The following is a 15,510-nucleotide window of genomic DNA, read 5'->3' as shown; positions in this document are numbered from 1 at the left end:
CATAGATTACGATTTATGTTTCTATATACCCCAAAAGTGGGAAAATAGAAAGTTAGCAAGCAATTTAACCATGTTGGAGGATTCCCTATGAAAAAATGGTACAAAAGAAAACGATTTTATCTGCTTGTCAGCATTTTGATCGTCCTTGCACTCGTAATCGCCTATAACAGCTACAAGCCTCTCCCCGATGGTATTTCCTATGAAGGAAAGGTTCACCATGTCGAGGATATCGATTTCATCTATGACCTTTCCTATCACGATGAACAAGGGGAAATACAACATGAGCAGCGAATTTTCAATACCATAAATCAAGCCATAGAAGAGGCTGATTCTTATATCGTAATCGACATGTTTTTGTTTAATGCTTTTTATGATGAAAAGATAAACTTCCCGAAGCTAACCGAGACTCTGAAGGATAATCTCGTTGAACAGAAGAAAAAGAAACCTGGCCTCCAGGTCATTTTCATTACGGATGAAGTGAATACTTCCTATAATGCCTACCAGCTAGAGGCCTTGGAAACGATGAAGAAAAATGGCATTGATGTCATTGTTACCAACTTAGACCGCCTCCGGGATCCGAACCCTCTCTATTCAGGTGTATATCGGACCTTTTTCCAATGGTTCGGTGAAAGCGGGAAAGGCTGGATTGTGAATCCAATGGCTAAAAGCGCACCAAAGGTCACCTTGCGTTCTTATCTTAGACTGATGAATATCAAAGCCAATCACCGAAAAGTGGTCGCCACTGAAAAAACGGCCATCATCTCATCTGCCAATCCTCATGACGCAAGTGGATTCCATTCCAATATTGCATTCCAGATGGATGGGAATATCATCGGAGATTTTGTTAAATCCGAAGAAGCCGCTTCGGAATTCTCGGGAGGACCGAAGTCATTTCCTGAATTTAAAGGGACATCAGCAGATAAAGGACCGATATCAGTACAACTGCTAACGGAAGGAAAAATCAATAAACATGTCCTTAAGGCTATTAAGGATGCAAAAAAGGGGGACAACATCCACCTTGCCATGTTCTACATTGCCGATCGCGGAGTTGTTGAGGCATTAACGGATGCAGCTAAACGGGGTGTGAAGATTCAAATGATACTGGATCCGAACCAAAACGCTTTCGGAAGTGAAAAAATCGGGCTTCCCAATCTTCCGGTTGCCGCCGAATTCGAAAAACTGGGGGATGAAAACATCTCGATCCGCTGGTACAAAACAGAAAAAGAACAGTTCCATACAAAGTTGATGATGATCCAAAGAGCTGATGAAACGGTTATCCTTGGAGGTTCGGCTAATTATACGTCACGCAATCTAGATGACTATAATCTTGAAACGAATGTTGAAATCCATGCTCCAAATGATGCGGATATCTCCAAGGACGTCGATAGCTATTTTCAAAGACTCTGGACAAATCAAAATGGAACATACACGGTGGATTACAGTGCATACCAGAAGAAACTGCCTGTCTTTAAATACTTGACCTACCGCATTCAGAAGGTGTTTCGCTTCACCACTTACTAAAAATTTCTTTTATATAAATGTTTATCAGTGCCCAAATGAGGTTATATATTACTATAGCCGCAAAGCAACTGTAATAAGCAAGATTCCATTTACCTATATTCAAGAGAATCTCACTAAATTCAAGGAGGAGTTTATATGTATCAAGTACATGTAGTAGAAAACGGTTTACAAGCAAAGGAAAAAATCGATGAATTAGTTACAACAGGTTATACGAAAGACGATGTATATTTGTTTGCCCATGATAAAACCCGTTCAAAACACCTTACCGAGAATACAAATACAGAAGATGTCGGAATGAAGGAACAAGGTTTCCTTGATACTGTCGGAAATCTCTTTAAATCACGCGGAGATGAACTTCGTAACCGAATGAGCAACCTTGGCCTAAGTGATATGGAGGCAGAACGTTACGAGGAAGTGCTTGACGAAGGAAAAGTAGTCATCGTTGCTTCCAAACAAGATAATAAAGACGGGGTTACACACTAATACCCGCTAACCATTACCCTATATGGATTCATAAAAAAACGAGGCTCCTTAACCGGCAGCCTCGTTTTTTATACTCATTATCCCAGGATGCTTTGGTACGTGGCCTTTGCATGGACCATGTCCTTCGTACCGTGAATCAACGCCCGGCCATCCTTGAAAATGACGATACGCTCCCCAGCTTTTTCACAAGAGAGAAGAAATGGATTGAATTTCACCAAATAGCCGCTGCCGTCCAGATCGTTGGCCAGTTTCTCGAGTTGAAGTTCCAAAGGTTTTGGCGGTCTTACCTGTACAGTATCCCTCCCGCAAAGAACAGCCGTTTTCGTTGCATTTTCCAGTGTTAAAAAGGGGTATATCCTCTTCTCCCCGCATGAGAGACAATCTTTCTTTTTTGCTTTTGTCAATTTAACGGTTTGGTATTGATTTCTCCACAGATCAAAAGAAACAAGTGCAGGCCGTACCGATTCCCAATCTTCAACAAGGATTTTCAAAGCTTCGGCAGTTTGGTGTGCCACTACCATCGTTACAGCTGGTGATATGATTCCTCCTGTGTCACAGGTCATTCCTTGAATGGGGATTGCTTTCAGCAAACAGTGCAAACATGGAGTCTGTCCGGGAAGGATCGTCAAAGTCATGCCTACACTCCCCACACATGCCCCATAAATCCACGGTATATGAAGCTTTTGTGATAAATCATTAATAATCATCCGTGTCTCAAAGTTATCGGTTGCATCCAATATCAAATCAACATCACCAAGCAACTGTTCGAGGTTCTGGGCAGTTGCGTCCATGATGATGGCATTCACTTCAACTTCATGATTGATATCAAACAAATGACGCTTTGCCGCTTCTGCTTTTGGCAGTTTCTCCTCGACATCCCGTTCCGTATACATCTGTTGCCGCTGTAAATTACTGGTCTCGACATAATCCCTGTCGACAATGGTAAGCTTTCCTACTCCTGCCCGAGTGAGGGCCTCGGCATTAGCAGATCCCAAAGCCCCTGCACCAAGAAGCAAGACATGCTTCTTCATAATTTTCAATTGGCCCCCTTCACCAATGGGGCCGAATAAAGTCTGCCTTGAATATCGCTCTTTCACCGTGAACCCTCCCTTCCGAACTCTTTAGCCCCCACTTACTGGTGGAATGAAAGCAACTGTATCTCCATCAGATAGAAGTGTGTCATCATCGGCAAATTCTTCATTGACTGCCGTCATCACGGTTTCTAGACCTTCCAATTGAAAATCCACCTTCATTTTTCCTTTTAGCTCCGCCACACTCATTCCATTTCCCTCTATAGAAAGAGTCTCTTTGCCTAGCTCATCTTTCAATTGGGCAAATAAAAGTACATTAATCATCAATATCCCCCTTTTCCGGTTTCCCCGATGGATATGGAACGGTTTCCAACTGGTTTCCTACCCATGTCTCCCCATCTTCCCAGTGTTCTTTTTTCCAGATCGGGACGATTTCTTTAATTCTTTCAATCGCAAACCTGTTAGCCTCGTATGCATCATTTCGATGTGGCGTACTAACGGCAATAACCACTGCGATATCCGTGATTTCAAGTTTACCTACACGATGGGTGATCGCCGTTTCTGCATCAGGCCAACGTTCCTTGATCTCAAATCCGATTTGCTCCAATTTCTTGATGGCCATCGGCTCATACGCTTCGTAAATTAAGAAGAGAGTCTTTTTTCCTTTCGTCATTTCCCTCACTGTACCAATAAAGGTCGTTACGGCACCTGCATTTCGCTTGACTACTTTATCAATCACTTCCTGGATGACAATCGGCTCTTTTGAAATATTATAATTCATGTCTACCATCCTTTATATATAATTCAGTTTGATCAATATAACCTGCCACTTGATAATCTTCCATTGTATTCATATTGAAAAAAAGGTATTGAAAATGTTCAGGATTCTCGCGATATAACTTAAAGTCGGTTTCTTTCATGACTTTCACCGAAATCTTTTCCAAAAATAGACTCATTTTTAATTCGTGTTTTAATAAACACTCCGTCAATGCAGGAAGGCACCTTTTATGGTAAACAGCAAAAAGCGGCTGGAGCCTGCCATTTATTTCTGGAACGACAGCATCAAATTCAGGTTCATGATGGGAGATGATATCCTTTATGGCTTCTGCACTCACAAACGGCATATCACAGGCTGCAAGAAACTGAAGCTCCGTTTTCGATGAGGTCAACCCTGCATGCAATCCGCCAAGCGGGCCTTGATCTTTATGTAAATCCGGAATGAGCGGAAGTTGCAGAAAACGATATTCTTCAAAAGTATTCGTAATGACCATGATGTTTTCTGATACCTTTTTCAATTCGGATGCCACTCTTGAAATGTTCACAACGCCACCTATCGTCAACAGGGCCTTATTCACTCCCATACGACTTGATTTCCCACCAGCTAAAAGCAACATTGTCCATTCCACAAGAATCTCCCTCCCTTTTTGGGTTTAATCCGGCATAGAACGGTAAAGCTATACTAAATGTGTCCGCTATATTTAAATATTTTAAATCAACTTTGAAAATAATGACACCTTCTCAAACTTTACTTTGTATATCAAAGGATGGAAAGTGGGGTCCAAAGCTAAAGAAGCAGGCTACCCGTCCATCCGATTTCCAGAATTCCAGGTCCGAAAAATGACTTATGCAAGATCATTGCACTTCTTTCTCTAAGACACTTATATTAGGGTGAAAACTAAGTTTTACATAAAAGAAATTTTGGTATATTCTAAAAATAGGATATTAACTGGTATGCTGATAATATCGAAAACTAATTCTCCTGAGGAGGTCACATAATGACTATGAAAAGAGCTATGACAGTTGCCGGATCGGACTCGAGCGGCGGTGCTGGTCTACAAGCAGATTTAAAGACATTCCAAGAATTCGGCGTTTACGGTATGTCCGCTTTAACGACAATCGTGACGATGGATCCGAAGAATGGCTGGTCGCATAATGTATTCCCTACACCGGTCGAAGTTTTGGAAGCCCAAATCGAAACGATTTTATCAATCGGCATTGACGCAATGAAAACGGGAATGCTTGGATCAGTGGAAATCATTGAACTTGTTGCCCGTAAAATAGACGAGCTGAAGCTGGACAAAGTCGTAATCGATCCAGTTATGGTATGTAAAGGTGAGGATGAAGTATTGCACCCTGAAACGGCCGTAGCTCTGCGGGAACTGCTTGTTCCACGTGCAACTGTAGTCACGCCAAACCTATTCGAGGCCGCTCAGTTAGCGGGAACTGCGCCTATCAAGACAATTGATGACATGAGGGCTGCAGCTGAGAAGATTCATGCACTTGGTGCAAAATATGTCTTGATCAAAGGCGGTAATAAGCTGGATCTTGATAAAGCCATCGACCTTTTATATGATGGAAAAGAATTCGAAATCCTTGAATCAGAAAAAATCGAAACGACCAATACACATGGTGCCGGCTGTTCTTCTTCTGCAGCTATTGCAGCCCAATTGGCTGAAGGGAAAAGCCCGCGTGAGGCTATCCTCATTGCTAAAGACTTCATTACCGAGGCGGTTCGCCATTCTTGGAAGATGAATGACTATGTTGGACCTGTCAATCATGGTGCATACCATAAATATGGAATTGCGGAAAAAACACAAAAATAAAACATCAAGTTTAATGGCTGCTCAAATTCATCGAGCGGCCTTTTTCGCTTTTTTTGCTTTTATTTAGTAAAATGGAAAGAAGGAAAAGCTTATCTAGCCGCCCAGTTAAGGAGGAAATTATAGAATGAAACCTATAGACCGTACAGAGGTGCAAAATGCCATTGATTCTTTCGCAGGACAAGATGTATATCTTCACCTTGAAACGACAAATGGCGCCTATGCCACTCATGTAGATGAAGCTTTCTTTTCGGCAGGTGCCTATATTCGTAACGCTTTTATACAGTATGAACATGGGAAGATAGTTGGGGATGGACCCTACCGCATCGGCTTGAAGCTCAATATTGGCTGGGTATATGCAGAAGGCGTTAACCACTTCGAATTGGATGAACAGGGGAGATTGCTATTGGCAGGCCTTGATTTTTCCGGAAAGCTCGCTGTCTCCATGCAGCTCAGTCCCACTCCCTTTGAATGATGACAACTTGCTTGATATATATCATATGATTCCGATGAGAACTCCCATTCACCGATAACCATACTCACTGTAAGTAGAACGGAAGGAGAAATATACCTTGGAAAAAGAACGCCATGTATTAGTTATATTCCCACATCCCGATGATGAAGCCTTCTCGGTCTCCGGAACGCTTGCCCTTCATAGAGAAGCGGGCACTCCTGTCACCTATTTATGCTTAACTTTAGGAGAAATGGGACGTAATTTAGGAAACCCTCCATTTGCAACAAGGGAATCGCTGCCTAAAATTCGTAAAAAGGAATTGATCGATGCAGCAAATGCGATTGGCATCCAAGATTTACGCATGCTTGGATTGCGTGATAAGACAATTGAATTCGAAGATGATGAAAAGCTGACTTCATTATTTACCGATGCCATCAATGAATTGAACCCTTCATTGATCATTACGTTTTACCCAGGATACAGTGTCCATCCAGACCATGAAGCGACAGCACGTGCTGTGGTTCGGGCAGTGGAAAGGATGGAAGAGAAAGAGAGACCTAAACTTCATTGTGTCGCCTTCTCGAATAACTGCATTGACGAATTGGGACAGCCTGACATCATCCAGGATATCTCTGCCGTCGAAGAAAAAAAGGTAGCTGCATTCACTGCCCACCGTTCGCAAACGCAGGCAATGGTGATCGATTGGAAAGAGAAATTCGAAAATCAGGATGCAGATTTTCTGGACTGGATCCGCAAAGAACGATTATGGACCTATAAATTTTAAGAAAACCGCCAATAGGCGGTTTTTTTGTTTATGGCATAAAAAAAACGCCTGTCGATTACAGGCGGAGAAAAGGGGGATACTTTGGAAAATCAATCATAATATAAGCATCCCCAAAATTCTTCATTTTATACAAACATAAACAAAAAAATTAGGCGGACAAGCGTTTTTCATGCTGCATTTTCGTTCTTGCCGAGGCTTTTTTTCCATGCGCCAAGAAATAAATGCCAATAAGTATGAATGCAAAGATTGACATTCCCATGAATAACCCTTTGAACCCTGTAAATGGAATAAGGAATCCCAATAGGAACGGGCCGACACCAATACCGAAGTCATACATTGTAAAAAACGTGGATGTGGCTAATCCCATCCGATTTGATGGAGCTTCCTTAATCGAAATCGCTTGACAGCTTGATTGGAACGTACCATACCCGACTCCGATAAAGGCGCCGGCAATCAGAAGCGTGATACCGTGATGGGATTGGCTGAGGATGACCATACCGACGGCAAATAGTAAGAGCGATGGGTAAATGACTGCATTTTCCCCCTTCACATCAAACATACGTCCTGTAAACGGACGGGACGCCAAAAGGAATACAGCAAATACGACGAAGAAAAAGCTTGCCGCATCCATTAAATCCATTTCCTTTGCAAAAGACGTTAAATAGGACAAAATGCTCGAATAGGTAAATCCGGCAAATCCAATAAAAATGGAAATGGGCAGTGCCCTTTTCTCAAAGTAATCACTGATTTTAAATCCTTTTTGTGTTGAAGCTCCACCCTTTTCCCCTTCAGGCACATTCATGAATAATGATGCAACTAAAGAAAATGCGGCAAATAAGGAGGCTGCATAGAAAATGATGGAATAACTGAAATGCTGTGTAATCAGCAATCCAATAAACGGACCGAATGCCATTGCCAAGTTTGTACTCATGGCAAAGTAACCTGTACCTTCCCCGCGTCTTTCATTCGGAATGATATCTGCAGCAATCGTTCCAGTCGCCGTTGTGGCCAGGCCAAAAGCAAAACCGTGAATAAGCCGGTCAATCAACAAGAGGGATAAACCATTCACCAGGAAATAGCCAATGGATGCGACCAGGAATAGAACCAATGATCCAAGCAACATCTTTCTGCGGCCAATCTTGTCAATTTTTTTCCCTGCAATCGGTCTGACAAGCACAGCCCCGAGAACAAAAATACTTGAAGCAAGTCCTGCTTGTGCTTGCGACGCATGAAAGTTATCCATCGTGTAAATGGTCAATGTCACCATCAAGACATAAAAAGTTAAAAATAAAAAAAAGTTCGCAGACGAGACAATCAGGAAGTCTTTCGTCCACAGTTTCGGTTTGTGATTCATTTCAATCCTTCTTCCTTACTATTGTTTTAATTTTTCCTTCAGGAAAACCAACGTTCGTAACGTTGCCTCTCGATCTTCTTCAGCCAAACCGCTCATTAATTGAAGTTCAAATTCTTCAACTACCTTTTTGGCCTCATGATAAGTCCTTAAACCCGACTCCGTTAACTGTATTCTCCGTTCCCGCTTATCTTTCCCTGGGACTTGTTCAATCAAATCAAGTTCTTCCAACCGGTTTACCGTCCTGGTTACCGTCGGTTTCTCCACATCTAGATATGTGCTTATTTCAACAAGTGTAGAACAGCCAAACTGACTCAGATAATATACAATCGACCATTGGGAATGAAAAAGATCAACCTTGGCCAATTGTTCATTTAACTTTTTGGTAAATGACCTCGAAAATTGTAAGTTATGATGAAAAAAACCATTATTAAAGGACAAAGGTATTCCTCCTGTAAATTAGTTACCTAGGTAACTATACACCCATTCATTAGAAATGTCTAGCTTTCGGCTGAACGAAAATAATCGTATGCACACTGTTTCCTCAGCTTCTCCATTGCTTCAGGACAAAATTCAGGAGGCTCATGCTTTTAATTGTAAGTTTGGTGAGAAACACTATGTATTTGGAGTAAATACCCGTGGGTTTGGACGTTACTCGTGACTTTCGCAATTTTACTCGTGAATTTGGAGCGAATACTCGTGAGTTTCGCGCTTTTACTCGTGAGTTTGGAGCGAATACTCGTGAGTTTCGAGCGAATACTCGTGAGTTTCACGCTTTTACTCGTGAGTTTCGAGCGAATACTCGTGAATTTGGCGAAATCGTATGGGTCAAATCGGGGCGGGCCATGCCATGCTCTTCGTGGTCGATGCTTCGAGGCCATAAACAAAAAGAAGGAATCCCCGCTATTAAAAAGCGGGGCTTCCCGATATTCGATGCTTGCGTTGCGGAAGGATTTCATTCGAACAAATCCACATCTCCGAGCTTCTCATGATAACTTCAGGGCATATTTCCCATTAAGGTAGATAGTGGCAAACGATAAAGTTTATCATCCTTTTCATCAGGATTTCCTCGGCCGTCCGAATTATTGCTTATGAAATAAAGGAATTCTTCATCAACGAATACATCACGTATCCTTCCTAAGCCTGTAATGATATTAGTCAGTTTTCCGCTTTTTACATCATAACTCTTAAGCGCTTCGCCCCTTAAGGCTGCAAAATAGAGCTTTCCGTCAAAATAGGCCATGCCGGATGGAGCCCATGTATTCTCACCGGAATGAATCAATGGTATTACTATATCAGGTTTTTGCTCATCGCCCTCTATATCTGGCCAGCCATAGTTCTTACCTGGATCAATTTTATTTAATTCATCGTGTGCCGAATCTCCGTGTTCACTTTCATATAACTGTCCTGCTCCATCCCAGGCCAGACCTTGTGGATTGCGGTGACCGTATGAATAGACGTATGAATTCCCGAAAGGATTATCTTTCGGAATGGTGCCATCCAGGTTCATGCGCAGAATTTTCCCGCCTAAAGAATCCAGGTCCTGTGCGATTTCAGCTTTTCTTGCATCGCCTGTTGTTGCGTATAGCTTATCATCCGGTCCAATCTTGATCCTGCCGCCATGGTGGAAGTCCCCGCTTGGTATTCCGTCGATTAAGGTCTCCATCTCCTGCCATTTATCATCATTTTTTTCTAAAATGACGATTCGATTGATGGAATCCCCGCCTTCTTCATAGGTATAATAGGCGAAAGCTTGCCCGCTCTTAGAGAAATCGGGAGCTAGCAAAAACCCAAGCAACCCGGCTTCCGCTTTAGCTGACAATGTCTTTTTAAGATTGACCTTTTGCCGTGTCATCTTATCCTTGTCCCATTCAACGATTGTTCCTGCCCGCTCTGACACATACATTGTGTCGCCATTCTTCTGGATCGACCATGGGGCCTTCAGGTTCGTTACAAGCACATCCGGGTCTTCCCCTAACGTGCCCGCCTCTTCTTTGACAGGATTCGGCTGGGGTTTGCTGTCACCATCATTCATGGTACAACCAGTTAAAATCAATGTAGCCATAAGGAAAAAAAAGAGCGATTTTTTCAAAATCTTTCCCCCTTTGATTCATGAGTTTAATAGGCTGACTGTTTAAGCACCTTTAAAATGGCCTCCGCGACACCGGCTTCATCATTCCTGCCTGTTACTTCATCACACAGTTTTTTAATTTCGAGCGGGGCATTTCCCATTGCGACAGACAAACCTACCCGTTCAAACATGGATATATCATTATAATTATCCCCGATAGCCATCGTTTCCTGCATCGAGCCGGATTTTCCATTCACATATGTTTCTAATGCCGTACCTTTTTGGGCTGTTTCACTCATGATTTCCACATTTTCACGTCCCGATGAAGTGACTGTAACTCCCTGTCCTTTCAATTTCGAGGCAATTTGATTTAATAAAGTTAAGTCCTTTGAGAAGCTGAGGATTTTATAATATTCCTCATTCGAACGGCTGAATAACTCGGAATAATCGGAAATGGAAGTTACCTGTCCAAGCTGTAAACGCTGCTCTGCATATTTCCGCATGTCCTCAGGGTCAATGTCAGGATTCGCTGTAACGAATACATCAACCAAAACAGATATTGCATTTTCATAGTCTTTAGAATAAATCCCTTGGCTCGTATATATTTCGAAATAAATCCCTTGTGCTTCGAGGAATTCAGCGACCATTTTGGCAGTGGCAGCTGACATTGGATTGGAAGCGGCAATTTTTCCGTCCTCCGTGAAGATGGCCGCACCATTTACACAGATGACAGGGCAAACGATGCCTGCTTCATCCAAGGCGAACCTAGCTTCCACATAGGATCTTCCAGTAGCAATGATCACTTCCACACCCTCGCTTTGCGCCTTCTGGATGGCTTGTTTATTTTCCTCACTGACCTTTTGCATTTTGTTTAGCAATGTTCCGTCCATATCAATCGCAATCGTCTTTATCAATTCAATCGGCCCCTTTTTTCAATATAATCCCTATTTTAACCGAAAGATCGTGGATAAACACGTTTAACAAACCCGTATATATTCTTGGTGTGACTTCAGTCATTAGAAAATTCGATTATGTATATAAATAAACTGCACCTAACTATGATAGGTGCAGTTTATTTTCTTAATGTAGAATCGTTTTTCTATCGACATCCTGGGCACGTTCAATAATCTGTTCGTGGATGTCTTTTTGAATGTCATCGATGGCTGTAAAATCCATTGCTTTTACATAAATCCTTTCGAGTTCGTCATGCAGCTCTTTTGCCTTAGCCAGATTTGCTGTCGCTTCATTCATTTTCGTCCGGTACCTAGTGGAAACATCCTTTAACTGTTCGGCATATATTTCATCTGTTCCCGGCAGGATGGCCGTTTTATATATATCAATGATTTCATCCCCTCCACAACTCGGGAAATATTCATGCGGCGATGTGCTGTCAAATATGGCGATTCCAACCTCCCGGATGATTACCATGTCCAAGCTATGCGGATCGAAACCACAATGATATATTTCCACATCAAAGCCTCTTTGCTCCGCAGCCTTTGCTATCTTCTTCAGCATCGTTGATTTACCGGAACCTGGACGGCCCTTTAAAAAGTACCGTTTTTGTATTCCCTCAGTAATATTGGGGATGAAATCAACTGCACCCTTTGGTGTAGCTGCACCTAAGAATCGGTGGCGAACATCCGACTTTTTATTAAGGACGATATCTCTATAAAAGCTTTCTATCAATTTATTGGTCAACCCATTCAATTTTGCGAAATCAATATTTGCCTTATAAATGTCTTCCCATTCATCATGTATTTTCAATGCTTCAGCGAATAAGGCATATGCCTTATCGAAACTCTTGCTTCTCGCATTCGTCAACTTTATGATGGCCGCTCTTTCAGAAGCCAACTGCTGGGAATCCCAGGCTGCTCCTAGATTGACATATTCCTCAATGGCCCCTGGTGCCTTCGGTTCAATCACATGCGGGGCGGTCCCATCCACGATCCCGATTTTCAAAGCCGGTATGATGATTCCATCAATGGAATCATTATCGGATGAACAATGTAAATACTCGATGTCAAAGCCTTTATCCAGCCATTCTTGGCCGATTTTTTTCATAATGGTCGATTTACCGGAACCAGGTCCGCCTTTTAATATGAATAATCTTTCCAGACCTTTTAAATTGGAATCATATAAACTATAAAAACCTTTAGCCGTATTGCCCCCAGCAAAATAATTCATCACTTTTCCTGTCACTTTCACACTCTCCCTCACAATACAGATATGACTTCAAGACAGCGTATGATGAAAAGACCCAATAGGTGAATACCTAAAGGCAAACAGTTTATTTTATGAGGGCTACAGATTCCGCTTGGGTGACTTCCAGGAATTCTGTCGGTTTTAATACGATTTGTGTACCGATTTTCCCTCCACTTACGATGATTTCAGGCAGGTTTGTTGCACTTTCATCGATAAAGGTCGGGTATTGCCTTTTCATTCCGATCGGGGAACAGCCTCCCCGAATGTACCCTGTGTATTTTTGCAGATCTTTAACCGCAAGCATTTCAATCTTTTTTGCACCTGCTGCCTTCGCTGCTTTTTTCAAGTCCAGTTCGGTTGCTACAGGGATGACAAATACGTAAAGCTGCTGCGGTCCGTTATGGGTAACCAGAGTTTTAAAAACGGTTTCCGGCGCTTTTCCAATCTTGTCCGCAACAGTGATCCCGTCGATTTTTCCATCGCGGGCATCATAGCTCATCATGCCATACTCTATACGTTTGTTATCAAGAATTCGCATTGCATTCGTTTTACTGGCTCCCATAAGAAAATTCCCCTTATCGTTTTCTACCATCTTACCATTTTAAAGACCGGGCAAAAAGAAAAGCACAGTGCTTATTCATCTGTGCTTTCCCTAAAAATTATTCTAAGTGGCGTCTTTGGAAATCAGCGATCCTCTTGTAGTCGCCTTCCAATTGCCTGCTCACGGATAAATAAATCGACATTAACTCTTCATACACTTTAACGTTCTCTTCGATTGGGACAAGTTCATTCGTTTCACCAACCATACCCTCAACCTCATCAAGGCTTTCGATTTCGCCTAAAGCGTATAATCCAAGAACGGCGGCACCTAAGCTCGAACTCTCAAAGCTTTCAGGAATTGTCACGTTTTGATTGAATATGTCAGCCATGATTTGGCGCCAGAGCTTCGAACGGACAAATCCGCCGCTTGCATGAATCTTCTCGGGAACACCAGTCAGCTCCTTTACAGCAATAAGGACGCTGTACAAATTATACATCACACCCTCCAGCACTGCCCGGACCATATGGTCACGAGTGTGATGAAGCGCCAACCCAAAGAAGGAGCCCCTTGCATCGGCACTCCATAATGGTGCCCGTTCCCCTGCCATATACGGGTGGAATATCAACCCATCTGAACCAGGTGCAATATTAGAAGCCATATCCGTCAGAATCTCATAGGAGTCCTGCCCCGAAGCCTTCGCTTTTTCGATTTCCATACGGCCCAATTGATCGCGAGCCCATCGGAAGGTGATTCCCCCATTGTTGACCGGTCCGCCGATTACCCAATGATTCTCAGTAAGGGCATAGCAGAAAGTCCTGCCTTTGGGATCGGTAAGCGGCCGGTCACTGACGGTCCTTACCGCACCGCTCGTTCCGATTGTCACCGCCAGAACTCCTGGCTTGATTGCGTTTTGCCCTAAGTTGGCAAGCACGCCATCACTCGCGCCAATCACAAACGGGGTACCAGCATGAATGTTCATTTTTGCAGCTAATTCCTCACTTAAGCCTGAGAGGATATGGGTCGTAGGGACAAGCGCCGGCAGCTTGTCAGCCCCGATTCCGGCGATGGTGAGTGCCTCTTCATCCCACTTCAGGTCATTCAAGTTGAACATGCCGGTTGCAGAAGCGAGCGAATAATCCATCACATACTCATTGAAAAATTTATAGATGATGTATTCTTTTATTCCTATAAATTTTTCCGTTTCGTTAAAAATCCCGGGATGCTCATTTCTTAACCACATTACTTTCGTAATTGGCGACATTGGGTGAATGGGTGTTCCCGTTCTGTGATACAATTGCATCCCCTGTTCCGAAGCCTTCAATTTCCCCGCATAGACAACACTTCGATTATCTGCCCATGTAATGCTATTCGTCAGCGGGTTGCCGTCTTTACCAATTGCGATCAAGCTATGCATCGCCGAACTGAACGATATGAAGCCCAGTTCTTGCTTTTCTATTCCGCTTGCAATCATGACCTCGCCTATTGCAATGATGACCGCTTTATAAATTTCCTCGGGATCTTGTTCCGCAACGGAAGGAGTTGGACTGTGAAGAGGATATCCCCTCGAACAAGATTGGACAACCTCCCCCCCTTTAGAAAAAAGAACGACCTTCGTACTCGTCGTACCAATATCGATCCCCATCATATAACCTGAATGTCCCATATTTACATCATGCTCCTTTCTCTTAAACAATTGAATTCAATAGTAAGATTAGGATAAGTGAAACGACTGATATAATCGTTTCCATAACCGACCAAGACTTTAACGTTTGCGCGCCTGTTAAAAAAAGCTATTTGATCATCCAAAATCCGGCTTCACCTCCATGCATTTTTAAATGCACCGCCGGCTCCAATAATCAAGATGATGGATCCAGTTGGGGCGAGGCAGGCGACCATGAATTGGCATAGTTCTTCTTTATTAAAACCTTTAGCTCATCCTAATGTAAAGAATGAAACAACCACAGAAAACATAAGGAGATGATCGGTTTTCCAATGAAGGCAATCCCATCATCCAATATTGAATCTTCACCAAACACAGCACCGAAAACTCCGATCAACATTAGTAAGAACGGCATTAAAATCATGATCAAGGTAATGCCGAAACCTGGGTGCACACGGTTATGTATATTGGAGCATTGATCCGCTACCCCCTCGGGTGCTTGTCCATCCATTCTTTTAGATATTCAGGAACCAAAAACAGGTCCAGTAAACATGGGAATTCCTATTTACACACTCGGCCATCGCCTTTCCAAGCTTGGCACCTAAACCGACAATGAGTGCTATTTTACCTGCCCCTGTCTGAACAGCATCTGCAACATCTGGAATATCCATACGTGCGATAATCCCTAAAACGACGGAGGCGAGGAGTAACGCACTACATGGGTGCCATTTTACTTTGTCCATGATAATGATCAAGAAAACTAAACATCTTAAATCAGGAAAGGAATCCATAAAGGTATGGCTCTCAAAGAA

21 protein-coding genes are annotated in these 15,510 nt (G+C 42.8%); 6 read left to right on the top strand and 15 right to left on the bottom strand.

Translation table 11 applies throughout. The features are described from left to right. Positions 1-87 precede the first annotated feature (87 nt). Positions 88-1,521, top strand: coding sequence for a phospholipase D family protein (locus N0M92_RS11820; RefSeq protein ID WP_260285863.1), 1,434 nt, complete (start codon positions 88-90; stop codon positions 1,519-1,521). 135 nt (positions 1,522-1,656) lie between these two features. Then, complete coding sequence (locus N0M92_RS11815) at positions 1,657-2,004, top strand: general stress protein (protein WP_260285862.1); 348 nt, start codon at positions 1,657-1,659, stop codon at positions 2,002-2,004. A gap of 77 nt (positions 2,005-2,081) precedes the next feature. On the opposite strand, the gene N0M92_RS11810 is transcribed toward N0M92_RS11815, so the two are convergent. From N0M92_RS11810 to mobA, 4 genes are read right to left on the bottom strand one after another with little or no spacing between them, the layout of a single operon-like run. Continuing rightward, positions 2,082-3,101 carry a MoeB/ThiF family adenylyltransferase gene (locus tag N0M92_RS11810; protein ID WP_260285861.1) on the bottom strand — a complete coding sequence of 340 codons (1,020 nt, stop codon included), beginning with the start codon at positions 3,099-3,101 and terminating at the stop codon, positions 2,082-2,084. A 24-nt stretch (positions 3,102-3,125) separates the two neighbouring features. Then, a complete protein-coding gene (moaD, locus tag N0M92_RS11805) occupies positions 3,126-3,359 on the bottom strand; it encodes a molybdopterin converting factor subunit 1 (RefSeq protein ID WP_098370228.1) in 234 nt (77 codons plus the stop codon). Then, positions 3,352-3,816 (bottom strand): molybdenum cofactor biosynthesis protein MoaE, encoded by a 465-nt coding sequence (locus tag N0M92_RS11800; protein WP_260285860.1) that lies wholly within the window; start codon positions 3,814-3,816, stop codon positions 3,352-3,354. Before N0M92_RS11800 ends, moaD begins: the two co-directional genes overlap by 8 nt. Then, positions 3,806-4,441 carry a molybdenum cofactor guanylyltransferase gene (mobA, locus tag N0M92_RS11795; RefSeq protein ID WP_260285859.1) on the bottom strand — a complete coding sequence of 212 codons (636 nt, stop codon included), beginning with the start codon at positions 4,439-4,441 and terminating at the stop codon, positions 3,806-3,808. Before mobA ends, N0M92_RS11800 begins: the two co-directional genes overlap by 11 nt. 369 nt (positions 4,442-4,810) lie before the next feature. Between mobA and pdxK the strand changes: the two genes are divergently transcribed. The 3 genes from pdxK to bshB2 all read left to right on the top strand — a co-directional run bounded on the left by pdxK (position 4,811) and on the right by bshB2 (position 6,873). Beyond that, positions 4,811-5,638, top strand: a complete 828-nt coding sequence (gene pdxK, locus N0M92_RS11790) for a pyridoxine/pyridoxal/pyridoxamine kinase (protein ID WP_181762157.1) — start codon at positions 4,811-4,813, stop codon at positions 5,636-5,638. Between the two features lie 124 nt (positions 5,639-5,762). Then, positions 5,763-6,110, top strand: coding sequence for a YojF family protein (locus N0M92_RS11785; RefSeq protein WP_076368396.1), 348 nt, complete (start codon positions 5,763-5,765; stop codon positions 6,108-6,110). A 97-nt stretch (positions 6,111-6,207) separates the two neighbouring features. Continuing rightward, positions 6,208-6,873 (top strand): bacillithiol biosynthesis deacetylase BshB2, encoded by a 666-nt coding sequence (bshB2, locus tag N0M92_RS11780; RefSeq protein WP_098370231.1) that lies wholly within the window; start codon positions 6,208-6,210, stop codon positions 6,871-6,873. Between the two features lie 148 nt (positions 6,874-7,021). Here bshB2 and N0M92_RS11775 read toward each other — a convergent pair whose 3' ends face one another. Together N0M92_RS11775 and N0M92_RS11770 are read right to left on the bottom strand one after the other, a co-directional pair. Further along, complete coding sequence (locus N0M92_RS11775) at positions 7,022-8,227, bottom strand: MFS transporter (protein WP_260285858.1); 1,206 nt, start codon at positions 8,225-8,227, stop codon at positions 7,022-7,024. An 18-nt stretch (positions 8,228-8,245) separates the two neighbouring features. Beyond that, on the bottom strand, positions 8,246-8,665 hold the full coding sequence (locus tag N0M92_RS11770) for a MarR family winged helix-turn-helix transcriptional regulator (RefSeq protein ID WP_260285857.1): 420 nt from the start codon (positions 8,663-8,665) through the stop codon (positions 8,246-8,248). Between the two features lie 197 nt (positions 8,666-8,862). Between N0M92_RS11770 and N0M92_RS11765 the strand changes: the two genes are divergently transcribed. Further along, on the top strand, positions 8,863-9,216 hold the full coding sequence (locus tag N0M92_RS11765) for a hypothetical protein (RefSeq protein ID WP_260285856.1): 354 nt from the start codon (positions 8,863-8,865) through the stop codon (positions 9,214-9,216). A gap of 5 nt (positions 9,217-9,221) precedes the next feature. Here the strand turns inward: N0M92_RS11765 and N0M92_RS11760 are convergent, their stop codons facing one another. The 9 genes from N0M92_RS11760 to N0M92_RS11720 all read right to left on the bottom strand — a co-directional run bounded on the left by N0M92_RS11760 (position 9,222) and on the right by N0M92_RS11720 (position 15,489). Further along, a complete protein-coding gene (locus tag N0M92_RS11760; RefSeq protein WP_260285855.1) occupies positions 9,222-10,316 on the bottom strand; it encodes a PQQ-dependent sugar dehydrogenase in 1,095 nt (364 codons plus the stop codon). A gap of 26 nt (positions 10,317-10,342) precedes the next feature. After that, positions 10,343-11,209, bottom strand: coding sequence for a Cof-type HAD-IIB family hydrolase (locus N0M92_RS11755; protein ID WP_260285854.1), 867 nt, complete (start codon positions 11,207-11,209; stop codon positions 10,343-10,345). A 166-nt stretch (positions 11,210-11,375) separates the two neighbouring features. Next, positions 11,376-12,494, bottom strand: coding sequence for a PRK06851 family protein (locus tag N0M92_RS11750; RefSeq protein WP_260285853.1), 1,119 nt, complete (start codon positions 12,492-12,494; stop codon positions 11,376-11,378). Between the two features lie 88 nt (positions 12,495-12,582). Next, positions 12,583-13,059 (bottom strand): Cys-tRNA(Pro) deacylase, encoded by a 477-nt coding sequence (gene ybaK, locus N0M92_RS11745; RefSeq protein WP_260285852.1) that lies wholly within the window; start codon positions 13,057-13,059, stop codon positions 12,583-12,585. A 97-nt stretch (positions 13,060-13,156) separates the two neighbouring features. After that, on the bottom strand, positions 13,157-14,701 hold the full coding sequence (gntK, locus tag N0M92_RS11740; protein WP_260285850.1) for a gluconokinase: 1,545 nt from the start codon (positions 14,699-14,701) through the stop codon (positions 13,157-13,159). Between the two features lie 22 nt (positions 14,702-14,723). Continuing rightward, positions 14,724-14,786, bottom strand: coding sequence for a hypothetical protein (locus N0M92_RS11735; protein WP_241663316.1), 63 nt, complete (start codon positions 14,784-14,786; stop codon positions 14,724-14,726). Between the two features lie 67 nt (positions 14,787-14,853). Beyond that, positions 14,854-14,934 carry a hypothetical protein gene (locus N0M92_RS11730; RefSeq protein ID WP_260285899.1) on the bottom strand — a complete coding sequence of 27 codons (81 nt, stop codon included), beginning with the start codon at positions 14,932-14,934 and terminating at the stop codon, positions 14,854-14,856. Between the two features lie 41 nt (positions 14,935-14,975). Further along, entirely contained in the window at positions 14,976-15,209 is a 234-nt protein-coding gene (locus N0M92_RS11725; RefSeq protein ID WP_260285848.1) for a GntP family permease, read from the bottom strand. A gap of 4 nt (positions 15,210-15,213) precedes the next feature. Then, entirely contained in the window at positions 15,214-15,489 is a 276-nt protein-coding gene (locus N0M92_RS11720; RefSeq protein ID WP_260285847.1) for a GntT/GntP/DsdX family permease, read from the bottom strand. Positions 15,490-15,510: the final 21 nt, after the last annotated feature.

The sequence above is a fragment of the Peribacillus aracenensis genome (assembly GCF_025175645.1).
GTDB lineage: Bacteria > Bacillota > Bacilli > Bacillales > DSM-1321 > Peribacillus > Peribacillus aracenensis.
This window is presented reverse-complemented; position numbering and strand designations above follow the sequence as displayed.

Excerpts from the sequence above, each read along its gene's own strand:
- N0M92_RS11800 (WP_260285860.1), bottom strand. The coding sequence starts at position 3,816 with ATGAATTATAATATTTCAAAAGAGCCGATTGTCATCCAGGAAGTGATT.
- N0M92_RS11720 (WP_260285847.1), bottom strand. The coding sequence starts at position 15,489 with ATGGATTCCTTTCCTGATTTAAGATGTTTAGTTTTCTTGATCATTATC.
- N0M92_RS11820 (WP_260285863.1), top strand. The coding sequence starts at position 88 with ATGAAAAAATGGTACAAAAGAAAACGATTTTATCTGCTTGTCAGCATT.
- N0M92_RS11775 (WP_260285858.1), bottom strand. The coding sequence starts at position 8,227 with ATGAATCACAAACCGAAACTGTGGACGAAAGACTTCCTGATTGTCTCG.
- pdxK (WP_181762157.1), top strand. The coding sequence starts at position 4,811 with ATGACTATGAAAAGAGCTATGACAGTTGCCGGATCGGACTCGAGCGGC.
- ybaK (WP_260285852.1), bottom strand. The coding sequence starts at position 13,059 with ATGGGAGCCAGTAAAACGAATGCAATGCGAATTCTTGATAACAAACGT.
- N0M92_RS11785 (WP_076368396.1), top strand. The coding sequence starts at position 5,763 with ATGAAACCTATAGACCGTACAGAGGTGCAAAATGCCATTGATTCTTTC.
- moaD (WP_098370228.1), bottom strand. The coding sequence starts at position 3,359 with ATGATTAATGTACTTTTATTTGCCCAATTGAAAGATGAGCTAGGCAAA.
- N0M92_RS11725 (WP_260285848.1), bottom strand. The coding sequence starts at position 15,209 with ATGGATGGACAAGCACCCGAGGGGGTAGCGGATCAATGCTCCAATATA.
- gntK (WP_260285850.1), bottom strand. The coding sequence starts at position 14,701 with ATGGGACATTCAGGTTATATGATGGGGATCGATATTGGTACGACGAGT.
- N0M92_RS11730 (WP_260285899.1), bottom strand. The coding sequence starts at position 14,934 with ATGGTCGCCTGCCTCGCCCCAACTGGATCCATCATCTTGATTATTGGA.
- N0M92_RS11815 (WP_260285862.1), top strand. The coding sequence starts at position 1,657 with ATGTATCAAGTACATGTAGTAGAAAACGGTTTACAAGCAAAGGAAAAA.